The organism is Chloroflexus sp. (genome assembly GCF_034435895.1).
Lineage (GTDB): Bacteria > Chloroflexota > Chloroflexia > Chloroflexales > Chloroflexaceae > Chloroflexus.
This window is the reverse complement of the sequence record NZ_DAOTWH010000351.1, coordinates 33,009-43,713: the sequence shown is the minus strand read 5'-3', so window position 1 is coordinate 43,713 and position 10,705 is coordinate 33,009. Positions and strand designations below refer to the sequence as shown.

Genomic DNA, 10,705 nt, shown 5'->3' with positions numbered 1-10,705 from the left:
TGCGGGCGCTACGCGCCCGCGCAATGACAAACAGGCTCGGCAGTGCTAGGCGACATTGCTCCCCCCTCCAGCGGGGGAGGGCTAGGGCGGGGCCATTCTTGCGATCCGAGCAAGAGGTATGCCCATCAGCGAATCGTGTACGCGCTCATGAGGCTCATCTCGCCGAGGAGCTGGCGCTGAGCTTGAAAGCCGGCTTGGGCGCGCTCGATAAACGCGCGCGCCTCTTGGAAGCGGAGTGCGGCGCGATTGGCGTTTGCCACATCGTAGGTGCTGTAGAAGTCGAGGATGGCATCGAGGCCGGCCAGCTCGAGCTCAAGCCCCTGCCGGTAATCTTCGTGAGCCGGCAACAACACTCCCGGCGCGCGCAGTTCGCCCAGATTAGCCAGCGCCTGCGCCACCGTCGCTCGCAGCCGTTGGGTTGCCGCCACGTGGTTGATCGACGCGCCGCCGGGCTGGCTCGTCTCTTGCCGATAGGCAGCCGTGGCAGTGCGCAGATCGGCACGGATCGCATCGATCGCGGTCAGGTACGACACGGTGAGACTCTCGACGACGGCGAGCGGCTCGGCTTCCAGCGCCGGAATGGGGGTGGGAGTCGCAAGCGGCGTCACCAGAGCGGTTTCGACGGTAAAGGCCGGTTCTTGCTCGGCAGCCAGCGCCGCAAGCGCGCGCTCGCGGGCGATGCTCACACTCTGATGTAAAATCAGCGCCACCGCCAACAACACAATGGGCAATACCCACAACACTATCCGCACCCGCGACGCTTCGCGACGCTGCCAGCGCCACTGAACCCACCAATCGCGAGCTTGCGCGGTTGGCGTGGGAGGAGGAGCAGGCGCGGCATCGGCGGCTGGCTCCGGCGACGATGGCGACGCGAGATCAGCGATCGGGCGCGCAGTCGTCGTGCCTTGCCGTTCGAGATAGGCCAGACCGCGACGAGCGTGGGGATTATTAGGGTTAATGCGCAAAACGGCTTGCAAACAGAAAGCGCGCTGCGCTGGATCGTCAACCACACCGCTCAACCACAGCCATGCCCGTTCATCGCGGGGATCGAGCTTGAGCGCGCGCGCCAGCAGACCGGCAGCAACCCGGCGCTGCCCGCCGCGCGCCGCTGCAATGCCGCGATCGACGAGATCACGCGCTTCGGTTGGATTGGTCCGGACACTAGGTTCGCCTGCGGTGGTGGTCATGGTACAGTCCGATATATGTAATCTGAGACGCGCGTCCGTGCGTCGCTACGATTTCCGATTGACGGTTACGCCGATCACCGGGGCGCACTGCCGGGGGACGCACCGCCGGGGGCGCACTGCCGTGCGTCCCTCCTAGTGTTTCGGCAATAAGGCGTTTAATGCCCGTTGAATCAACGTTGAATCCTGCACTAAATTGGCGCGTACCGTCTGCCAATATTCTGGCCGTTCGTACCCCAATTGCCAAATCGCAATGCCCGCCAAATCAAGCTTCTGCACCGCTGCGATCTTATCGGCAAGGCCAGTATCGGTCATAAACCACACGGTGCGCGTGCCGGCGCTGGTGCGATAGGTAAAGGTGCTCTCGCCGACCCGCCCGCGGGCATTGCGTTCGATAAAGCTCACTGTTGGTTGATACTCGTTGATGATCTCTTCGATAATCTTCCAAGGCCGAGCCGTAGCATTGCCGTTGGGCGGCCAATCGTAGCCGTAGAAATGAACGCCGATCAGCACCTTGGCCGGATCGACCACTTCGCGCGCATAATTGGCGACAGCTTCAACCCAGTAGGCTGGCGCGACCGGCCCCGGCCCTGACCCGCGCCAGTGGTAATCGTAGGTCATAATCCGCAATTGATCAATATGCGGCCCGATCGCGCGCCAATCTTGAAACGCACCCAACCCGCCATCATCACGATCTTTAGCGTGGACGGCGACCGTCAAGAGCTTGCCGTGCGCGTGCAAGGCCGCAGCAAGATCAACGATAAACGCGGTAAAATCGTCGCGCAGCGAAGGGGCGAGCGATTCATAATCAATATCAATCCCATCGTAACCGCGCGCCAACACCTCATCAACAATGTTTTGGATGTGGCGCGCGCGTAATTGCGGATTAGTCAACACCGGCACCACCGCGCCGGGGTTGCTAACGTTATGAATCGAGGGGATGATACGCACGTTGTTTTCGTGCGCAATCCGCACCAGATCATCATCGCGCCGGCCATAGAGCCGCCCGCTCGCGTCAGTGGTATACCAAAACGGGCTAATGTCGTCGATAATATCGACATTGGCGAAAAACGACTCACGCGCATCACCTTCAAAATCCGGCGGCAGCCAGACCGCAATATAGCGCCCGCTCTTGGGATGATACCCGACCGTTTCCGGTTGGGGCGGCGCGGCAGTAGGCAGTGGCGTCGGCGGCACCGGTGTGGGCAACACCAGCAATGGCGCTGCGGTGGCAGTGGGAGCTATCGCAACCGTTGGCGTTGGCGCATTCGCCGAGAGCGCAATGAGCGCGCTCGACATCTGCACGGTCTGCCAGAGCAAAAGACCGGCAATCGCCAACGCGCCAATATACATGATTCCGGTGATAATCGTGCTGATCCGCACGCGCTACCTCTCGAACGACAACCGATCCTCGCTTAGTAGGCACCCAACTCGCGCAACCGCTCATCGCTAATCCCGAAATGGTGGGCAATTTCGTGCAAGACAGTGCGCCGCACCTGCTCGCGCAGCGCCGCCGTGGTGCGAAAATCGCGTTCGAGCGGCTCTTGGAAGATAGTAATCACCGCCGGCGCATCATACTCCTCGGTGAGCGGCACCCCCTCGTAGAGGCCATAAATCGTCTGCCAAGGCTTCAAGCCAAGCGCGCGTCGTTGTTCGCGGCTTGGGCGCGGCGCAATCACCACTTCGACCGTTTCGAGATGGCGCGCAAAGGCAGGGGGCAAGCTCGCGATGACTTCAGCGACCAAATCAGCAAAGTCGGGTTTTTCCATTGCGTTTGCTATCGAGTATAATGTAATGCCACAATTTATTATACTGGCCGCGGTCAAATGGCGTCAAGCATTTTGCCGGTTTTCACAAGGCCCAAAACGCATATTGGTCTGATCGGGCGAGCGAAAAATCGGCAACACTTACATGAGAGTTACTATAACAGCTCGTTTTTATACGTCCTCGCAACAGGATAGGTAAGGATCATCCCCATGCAAGACACGCAAATCGCATTTCTCAAGCGCCTGCTGAGCGCACCGGGGCCATCGGGCGACGAAGATCGGGCAGCGCGGGTGTGGCGGGCTGAGGCGCGCACGTTCGCCGATCAAGTGTACAGCGATGTGCTTGGCAATAGCTTTGCCGTGCTCGAAGGCAGCGGGCCGCGCATTTTGTTGGCTGGTCATATTGACGAAATCGGCATCATGATCAGCCATATCGATGAGAATGGCTTTCTCTACTTCAGCCCCATTGGCGGTTGGGATGCACAGGTGCTGATCGGGCAGCGCGTGCGCTTGCTAGGCCGGCACGGCGAAGTGCTCGGCGTCGTCGGCAAGAAGCCGATCCATTTGCTGAAACCAGAGGAGCGCAATCAAGCCACCAAGATCGAGCAGATGTGGATCGATATTGGCGCTACGAGCCGTGACGAAGCGGCTGAATTGGTGCAGGTCGGCGATGCTGGCGTGATCGACGCGCCGGTATATGAATTGCGCGGCGGGCGCCTCGTCAGCCGCTCGATCGATAACCGGATCGGGGCGTTTACCGTGCTGGAAGCGTTGCGCTTGCTCAGCCAAAACCGTCCGGCAGCCTGCGTTGCCGCCGTGGCGACCACGCAGGAAGAGATTACCTTCGGTGGCGCCACCACTGCTGCGTTCAGCTTTGACCCGCAAGTGGCGATTGTGGTTGATGTCACCTTCGCCACTGACCATCCCGACGCTGATCAGCGCCAGTGGAATACGGTGAAGCTCGGCGGCGGGCCGGTGCTTTCACGCGGTTCGGCGAACAGTGGCCGCGTCTTCCGCCGGCTGGTCGAATTGGCCGAACGCGAGTCGATCCCGTACAATGTCCAAATTGCGCCACGCTACACCGGCACCGACGCCGACGCTATCCATCACGTGCGCGGCGGCATCGCCAGCGCAGTAATCTCGATCCCCAATCGCTATATGCACTCGCCAAATGAGATGATTGAGATCAGCGATGTGGCGCATGCGGTCAAACTGATCGCCGCGTTTGTTCATTCGGTAGCGAGTGTTACTGAATTTATTCCGGCTGATGAATAAATATTATTCCACAAATACCATGCAATTATGGTACAATTGCAACCGTCGCGCCGCCGTTGTCGCGATCGGCCAGCGCCGGCCGTCCTTACTCGTTGGAGAGGGATAAATCATCATGGTGATGACTAATCTAATCCACACTGCTGCGCCCTCTGAAGGCGCCGATCTGCTACGCACCGTCCAGCAACAATTTGACGAAGCCGCCGATCTGCTCGATCTGCCGGCCCGTCTCCGTGCCATCTTACGCGCCCCGCAGCGCGAGCTGACCGTTAACTTTCCCGTCAAACGCGATAATGGCCGCATCGAAGTATTCCAAGGGTTCCGCGTCCAACACAATCTAGCCCGCGGCCCAACGAAGGGCGGCATCCGGTACCATCCCGCAGTCAGGCTGGACGAGACGCGCGCCTTGGCGATGTTGATGACGTGGAAGTGCGCGTTGGCCGGCTTACCTTACGGTGGCGCTAAAGGCGCGGTGATCGTCGATCCTAAACAGCTCTCGCTCGGCGAGATCGAACGGCTGACCCGCCGCTTCGCCACCGAAATCAGCGTCGTCATCGGCCCTGAGCGCGATATTCCCGCGCCTGACATCGGTACCAACCCCCAGATTATGGCGTGGATCATGGACACCATCTCGATGCATCAGGGCCATACCGTGCCGGCAGTCGTCACCGGCAAGCCGATCAATATTGGCGGCTCGGAAGGCCGGCTTGAAGCGACCGGACGCGGGTTGACGTACGTGCTCACAACCGCATCACAGCATCTTGGCTTGAAGATTTCTGAGATCCGGCTCGCTATTCAGGGGTGCGGCAACGTTGGCTCAACTGTAGCGAGGGAAGCGGTTGCGTTGGGTATGAAAGTGGTCGCCCTGAGCGATAGCCGTGGCGGTGTCTACAATCCGCACGGCCTCGACGTCGAAGCGGTGCTGGCGCACAAAACGCGCACCGGCAGCGTGGCCGGCGCCGCGAACGCCGACTCGCTGACCAACGAGGAGTTGCTTGAAGTCGAGTGTGATGTGCTGGTGCCGGCAGCGTTGAGCGGCGTCATTACGGCCCAAAACGCCAGCCGGATCAAAGCGCAGATCATCGCCGAAGCGGCGAATGGCCCGACCACCAAAGCTGCTGATGCCATCTTGTACGACCGCGGCTGTCTCGTGATCCCCGACATTCTGGCCAACGCCGGCGGCGTCACGGTCAGCTACTTCGAGTGGGTGCAAGGCTTGCAAGAGTTCTTCTGGAGCGAACGCGAGGTCAATGCCCAATTGCGCCGGGTAATGACCAATGCCTTGCAGCAAGTGTTGCGCGTCGCGGCAGAGCGACAGGTTGATCTGCGCACCGCCGCCTATATGCTGGCGATCCAGCGGGTGGGTGATGCAGTGACCACGCGCGGGATCTATCCGTAGCGCCATCAGGCCGCATGCGGGTGCGGCCGGTACACGATCGCCGGCGATGCGCTATGATTTTGATGATAGGATTGCTTTGGAGTGCGGCAGGTTGACTGCCGCACTCTCTGTAGTATGCTTGGATGCAAGCGTAGCATTCCTGTACAGAGTAGAGTTGCTATGGATGACCTCGACACGATGATCGACAGCTTGATCCCGCGCCGCACCAATGGCCGGCGCTTCATCACCGGTTTGCTGCTCGGGATGATCGGCGGCGCCGCCGCAGCGGCCCTGTTGATGCCCCGCAGCGGGCCGGCGCTCCGCGCATGGTTGGCCGAACGCACCCAAGCGTGGCTGGGGCAGGCCCGCCACACACTGACCGGCGAGCAACCCTTGTGAACGCGCTGCACTGCTCTGCCAGCCTCATCGCTTTTGCAAAACTCAAACATTTCACCAACACTCTTCTCATGCAAGAGAGTGGTATACTGAGCACAACAGCGGACAAGTACCGCATCTCAGCGTTCAAGGGAGGCTCCTATGCCATTCTTTTTCGATCCAACCTATCTTCTCTTTGCTGTGCCAGCGATGCTCTTCGCCCTCTGGGCCCAATTTCAGGTCCAGTCGGCCTTTAATAAATGGTCGCAGGTCGCCAACATGCGGCGGCTGAATGGTTTTGACGTTGCTCGCATCTTGATGCGCAACGAAGGCCTCGATCATGTTGGCGTCGAGACCATTCCCGGCATGTTGACCGACCACTACGATCCTGCGAGCAAGGTCATTCGCCTCTCGGAAGGATCAGTGCAACCGTCGGTCGCCGCAATGGCGATCGTTGCCCACGAGTTGGGCCACGCCGCGCAAGACAAAGAGGGCTATGCGTGGTTGCGCGTGCGATCGGGCATCGTTGGGTTCGCCAACATCGGCTCGCAACTCGGCACGTGGCTGTTCTTTATCGGCATGTTGCTCGGCGCCGGCGGCGGCAGCCGGTTCGGTTTCCAACTAGCGGTCGTTGGCGTGATCTTGTTTAGCGCCGCGGTTGCCTTTACGCTCGTGACGCTGCCGGTTGAATTCAATGCCAGCGCGCGCGCGCGCGAGATGCTCCAGCGCGCTGGGTTAGTGACGGTGCAAGAGGCGGCAGGGGTGAATGCCGTGCTCAACGCGGCAGCGTTGACCTATGTGGCGGCGGCAGCGCAAGCGATCGCGCAGTTGCTCTACTTCGTGACAATTTTGATGCGACGGAGGGATTAACGCATGACAGAGGAAGAATTGCGCCGAAAGTTGGTGCATGGCTTGATCAGCCTCGTGTTGAGCTTGGCAGCCGCGTGGTTGGCGGCCTATTTGACGAACAAGATTTTAGGCGAGCCATCAAAACCGGAATCGCAGACGGTGTAGCAGCATCGTAGGGGGAGAACGTTACTCTGCCCCTACGATGCTCTTTTATTGATGTTTGCAGTATGAATGCCAATCCCATCATTATTGGCGTCGCCGGCGGCAGTGCTAGCGGCAAAACCAGCGTCGCGCAGGCGATTCTGCAACGAGTCGGCGCCGACCGCATCGCCCACATCGATCACGACCGCTACTACAAAGACCTGAGCCATCTGCCGCTCGCCGAGCGGGCCAAATTCAACTTCGACCACCCTGACGCGCTCGACAATGATCTGTTAGTGGCGCATCTCGATGCCTTGTGCGCTGGCCAAGCGATCGATCTGCCGACCTATGACTACGCCACTTATGTGCGCCTGCCGCAAACCGAGCGGATCGAACCGCGGCCAGTCATCTTGGTCGAAGGCATTTTGATCTTCTACGAACCGGTGTTGCGCCGCCGGATGCACATCAAACTGTTTGTTGATACTGATGCCGATTTACGCTTCATCCGCCGGCTGCGACGGGACATTGCCGAGCGCGGACGCTCGGTTGAGTCGGTCATTGAGCAATATTTGGCGACAGTGCGCCCGATGCATCTTGAGTTTGTCGAACCGACGAAGCGGTACGCTGATGTCATTTTCCCCGGCGGCGGGCGCAATCCGATCGCGATCGATATGGTCGTGGCGCGGATCGAAGCCGCCTTGCAAGCAACTGCTTGACACAATTCGCAACCGAGCGCAAACTACATGTGAGAGCAATTCGATCAGTCTAGCGCCGGTTGCGAACCACGATGCCGTTAAGCTTGCTATCTGAAAGTGATGAGCTGCCCCTAAGCTGGACGCGCGCCGTGCTCACTGCACCGCGCGTCCAGCGGGTGCGATTGCCGTTGTCTGGCTTTACATGGCTGGCTTACGCCACAATGCCGGCGAACGGCCACTTCAGCGCCTTCCACCACGAGCACGACCAGCATGCCCGCCTCTTGCTACGCGGCTGCCCGGCAGGATTAGCGCAGCGGTTGGCCCGCGCCGGTTGGGAAACAGTGCGGGTCGGCATAGAAGGCGTGATCGATCTCACCGGTGAAAGCTTGCACCGGCGCACCGTGCGCAAAATGGCACGCGCCGCCGCCCGCTTCGGCAGCGTCTATGAAATCCCGTGGAGCCCAACCGCCGTTGCCCGGTTGCGCTGGCTGGCCCGCGAAGCGCGCCACGGCCAGCGCCCGCAACTCCGCTATCTCTTTCGCGCGACATTTGAACCGGAAACGCGCCTGTTTGTCTTTATTGACCGTGATGGGGATTGGCAAGGTGCAGTACTGCTCACCCAGCCATCTCCCACTGCCGCCGTCACCGAATTGATGCTGCGCCGGCCACACGCACCAGCGGGGGTCATGGAAGCCATCTTCGCCACAGCCGGCCATCAGCTTCGCAGCGAAGGATGCCAGACCCTTAGCCTCAATGAAGCGCCCTTCCGCCATCTTGAGCCTCATTTGCGCCCGCTTGAATGGCTCATTACGCTCGCCGGCAGGCAAATGGCCGCCGTGTATGATGCTGATGGCCTGTACCGGTTTAAGGCCAAGTTTGCGCCTCACTGGCGGCCCGTCTACCTGTGCGCCCGGCCCTGCCTGCCGTTGCTGGCGCTGGTAGATCTCTTTACCGTATCGGGATGTCTAGAACTAGCTGCCAGCGGTTTCAATCGCCGGCAGGCGGCGTAGCGCGGCTACTGTGGCGGCGCTGGCGCAAGAGCCGCTCATACTCGCGCAATCGGCCCAACTGCCGGCGGTTCGGACGAATGATCGGGCGCGCGATACGCAACGTTGCCAACGCCGCGCGATGCTCGAGGCCGTGGCGAGCCATCAGATAGGCCGCCGCCATCATCGGCGCCCGGCCTACGCCTGCATGGCAATGGACGAAGACCGGCAGGCCATCGCCAATGGCATGGGCCATAAAATGCACCCCTTCATCGAGTTGCTCGATGGTCGGCGGATGAAAATCTGGCACTAGGAGACGTAAGCTGCGCGTAGGCAATGGCCCGCTAAACACATCAGCTCGTTCGGCCTGCAACGAAAGGACTGCACGTACCCCTAGCGCGTAAATCGACGGCCACTGCTGCGGATGAAATTGCCCGCCGACAAACAACATCGGCGTGATCGGGGTAATGTTCAGACCAAAGAATCGTTGCCACTGCGTGGAAAAATACTGGCGCACCCGGTTGATCATTGCGCTTCTCTGGTACAATACAACTTCAGACCTCTATGTGTATGGTAGCACAAGTATGTGGCCGTTTCGCAAACCAATTGATCTCAGCGCAGCCATTGTCCGGCCAAGCCAGCCAGCCGACGTCACGGCGGTCAGCCATCTCTTGAACGCCGCCAGCCGCCGCTTTGCCGCCGCCGCCGGCAGCGAACTCTACCCTGCCGTCGAAGAAGGGCGGGCGGTCGTGATGCAGCTTGAACGTGAAGTGTTGGCGGCGGCCGTGCTGGGCCGGCCCATTCATCAGGTGGCATGGCTACGCGTGCTCGCGGTGAGCGAACGGCTCCAACCGCGCGAGGCAGTAGCGCGAGTCGCGCCTGCGCTCGAACAAGTCGCCCGCCAACAGGCCATTACCCACCTCTATTATGCCGGCGATGACCAGTCAAATCAGTGGCTGCGCCCGCTGTTAGAACAGGCCGGGTACTACCATCAAACTGATGTCGTCGTCTATGAAAAACGCGACTGGGAAATTCCCGCCAATGGCAATCGCGATGTGCAAGTTCGCCCCGTCCAAGCCGTTGATTTAGCCGAAGTGCTGCAACTCGACATGCGTTGCTTTGAACCGCAATGGGTCAAAGACGAAAGCATTCTCGCGCCGGCCATTGCCGATGGGTCGTTTTTCGTGGTCGCTGAACTCAACGGGCAGCTAGCGGGATACAGTTATGCCACCAGCCATTTTGGCGGCCGATTGGTACACTTGGTGCGGATCGCGGTCGATCCCAATGTGCGCGGACGCGGCATCGGTGTACGATTATTGGCCGAATTCGTCGCCTATGCGGCTGAAGCCGGCGCCGAGTTGCTCACTCTCAACACCCAAGCGTACAACCATCATGCCCAGCGGCTGTATCGCTGGTTTGGCTTTGCGCCGACCGGTGAACGCCAGCCGGTGCTCTGCCGCTGGTTGCAGAGAGGGAGAACCGTGCCACCGAAAACTGATCCGCGCGACTGGAATCGGCTGTTTGAACGGCGCCAACGCCAGCGCGGCCCGCTTAGCACGCTCATCGCAGCGCTCGTGATAGGGATGATCATCGTTGGTCTGATTGGACTCACGCCCCTCGTCATCGACCAACTGGAAACGAGCCGGGCCATTGCCCGCCAAACCCAAATTGCGCTGCAAACCCGTGAGGCGCGAGCAACCGCTCAACAAGCAGCTACGCAGAGCGCCATTCCGGCGGCTACGGCAACACCAACCGCAACGCCAACCGCAACCGAAACACCTACTCCGACGCCAGAGCCAATCCTTGGCCGCGCGCAAGTGATTAACGGCGGCAATATCCGGCGTGAACCGCGTGTCGCCGCTGAAACGGTGATTGGGCAAGTGTGTGTGGGTGATCGGGTGGTATTGTTAGAAGAGCAAACCAACGACGCCAATCGTTGGTACCGGTTGCGGGTGGTCGAAACTGCCGGCAACTGCGTTCCCGAACGGGTGAGCGCCGGCGCCGAGGGGTGGGTGAATGCCACATTGCTCAGCGCGCCCGAACCGTAGGAACTGGCAAT

Annotated in this window: 12 protein-coding genes; 8 read left to right on the top strand and 4 right to left on the bottom strand. The window is 60.3% G+C overall.

The features are described 5' to 3' along the window. Positions 1 to 125: 125 nt before the first annotated feature. From U9R81_RS19450 to U9R81_RS19440, 3 genes are all read right to left on the bottom strand, one after another. Positions 126 to 1,187 carry a hypothetical protein gene (locus tag U9R81_RS19450; RefSeq protein WP_322497064.1) on the bottom strand — a complete coding sequence of 354 codons (1,062 nt, stop codon included), beginning with the start codon at positions 1,185 to 1,187 and terminating at the stop codon, positions 126 to 128. A 132-nt stretch (positions 1,188 to 1,319) separates the two neighbouring features. After that, positions 1,320 to 2,567, bottom strand: a complete 1,248-nt coding sequence (locus U9R81_RS19445) for a glycosyl hydrolase family 18 protein (RefSeq protein ID WP_322497063.1) — start codon at positions 2,565 to 2,567, stop codon at positions 1,320 to 1,322. A 32-nt stretch (positions 2,568 to 2,599) separates the two neighbouring features. Then, positions 2,600 to 2,953: a metallopeptidase family protein gene (locus U9R81_RS19440; protein WP_066787718.1), complete on the bottom strand. Its 354-nt coding sequence runs from the start codon at positions 2,951 to 2,953 to the stop codon at positions 2,600 to 2,602. A 207-nt stretch (positions 2,954 to 3,160) separates the two neighbouring features. Here U9R81_RS19440 and U9R81_RS19435 point away from each other — a divergent pair, with 207 nt between their 5' ends. From U9R81_RS19435 to U9R81_RS19405, 7 genes are all read left to right on the top strand, one after another. Continuing rightward, complete coding sequence (locus U9R81_RS19435) at positions 3,161 to 4,225, top strand: M42 family metallopeptidase (RefSeq protein WP_322497062.1); 1,065 nt, start codon at positions 3,161 to 3,163, stop codon at positions 4,223 to 4,225. A gap of 118 nt (positions 4,226 to 4,343) precedes the next feature. Further along, positions 4,344 to 5,621 carry a Glu/Leu/Phe/Val family dehydrogenase gene (locus U9R81_RS19430; protein ID WP_416180999.1) on the top strand — a complete coding sequence of 426 codons (1,278 nt, stop codon included), beginning with the start codon at positions 4,344 to 4,346 and terminating at the stop codon, positions 5,619 to 5,621. Between the two features lie 159 nt (positions 5,622 to 5,780). Beyond that, positions 5,781 to 5,999 carry a YtxH domain-containing protein gene (locus U9R81_RS19425; protein ID WP_322497060.1) on the top strand — a complete coding sequence of 73 codons (219 nt, stop codon included), beginning with the start codon at positions 5,781 to 5,783 and terminating at the stop codon, positions 5,997 to 5,999. Positions 6,000 to 6,137: 138 nt separating this feature from the next. Then, positions 6,138 to 6,845, top strand: a complete 708-nt coding sequence (locus U9R81_RS19420) for a zinc metallopeptidase (protein ID WP_322497059.1) — start codon at positions 6,138 to 6,140, stop codon at positions 6,843 to 6,845. 3 nt (positions 6,846 to 6,848) lie between these two features. After that, on the top strand, positions 6,849 to 6,989 hold the full coding sequence (locus U9R81_RS19415; protein WP_322497058.1) for a hypothetical protein: 141 nt from the start codon (positions 6,849 to 6,851) through the stop codon (positions 6,987 to 6,989). Positions 6,990 to 7,051: 62 nt separating this feature from the next. Further along, entirely contained in the window at positions 7,052 to 7,681 is a 630-nt protein-coding gene (gene udk / locus U9R81_RS19410; protein ID WP_322497057.1) for a uridine kinase, read from the top strand. Between the two features lie 83 nt (positions 7,682 to 7,764). Beyond that, positions 7,765 to 8,670: a DUF2156 domain-containing protein gene (locus U9R81_RS19405; RefSeq protein WP_322497056.1), complete on the top strand. Its 906-nt coding sequence runs from the start codon at positions 7,765 to 7,767 to the stop codon at positions 8,668 to 8,670. On the opposite strand, the gene U9R81_RS19400 is transcribed toward U9R81_RS19405, so the two are convergent. Then, the gene (locus U9R81_RS19400; protein WP_322497055.1) at positions 8,648 to 9,175 is read right to left on the bottom strand and encodes a dual specificity protein phosphatase; all 528 of its coding nucleotides are present in this window, start codon (positions 9,173 to 9,175) and stop codon (positions 8,648 to 8,650) included. The two genes, U9R81_RS19405 and U9R81_RS19400, sit on opposite strands and share 23 nt — an antisense overlap. Before the next feature lie 55 nt (positions 9,176 to 9,230). Between U9R81_RS19400 and U9R81_RS19395 the strand changes: the two genes are divergently transcribed. After that, on the top strand, positions 9,231 to 10,694 hold the full coding sequence (locus U9R81_RS19395) for a GNAT family N-acetyltransferase (RefSeq protein ID WP_322497054.1): 1,464 nt from the start codon (positions 9,231 to 9,233) through the stop codon (positions 10,692 to 10,694). Positions 10,695 to 10,705: the final 11 nt, after the last annotated feature.

Excerpts from the sequence above, each read along its gene's own strand:
- U9R81_RS19450 (WP_322497064.1), bottom strand. The coding sequence starts at position 1,187 with ATGACCACCACCGCAGGCGAACCTAGTGTCCGGACCAATCCAACCGAA.
- U9R81_RS19440 (WP_066787718.1), bottom strand. The coding sequence starts at position 2,953 with ATGGAAAAACCCGACTTTGCTGATTTGGTCGCTGAAGTCATCGCGAGC.
- U9R81_RS19435 (WP_322497062.1), top strand. The coding sequence starts at position 3,161 with ATGCAAGACACGCAAATCGCATTTCTCAAGCGCCTGCTGAGCGCACCG.
- U9R81_RS19430 (WP_416180999.1), top strand. The coding sequence starts at position 4,344 with ATGACTAATCTAATCCACACTGCTGCGCCCTCTGAAGGCGCCGATCTG.
- U9R81_RS19425 (WP_322497060.1), top strand. The coding sequence starts at position 5,781 with ATGGATGACCTCGACACGATGATCGACAGCTTGATCCCGCGCCGCACC.
- U9R81_RS19420 (WP_322497059.1), top strand. The coding sequence starts at position 6,138 with ATGCCATTCTTTTTCGATCCAACCTATCTTCTCTTTGCTGTGCCAGCG.
- U9R81_RS19415 (WP_322497058.1), top strand. The coding sequence starts at position 6,849 with ATGACAGAGGAAGAATTGCGCCGAAAGTTGGTGCATGGCTTGATCAGC.
- udk (WP_322497057.1), top strand. The coding sequence starts at position 7,052 with ATGAATGCCAATCCCATCATTATTGGCGTCGCCGGCGGCAGTGCTAGC.
- U9R81_RS19400 (WP_322497055.1), bottom strand. The coding sequence starts at position 9,175 with ATGATCAACCGGGTGCGCCAGTATTTTTCCACGCAGTGGCAACGATTC.
- U9R81_RS19395 (WP_322497054.1), top strand. The coding sequence starts at position 9,231 with ATGTGGCCGTTTCGCAAACCAATTGATCTCAGCGCAGCCATTGTCCGG.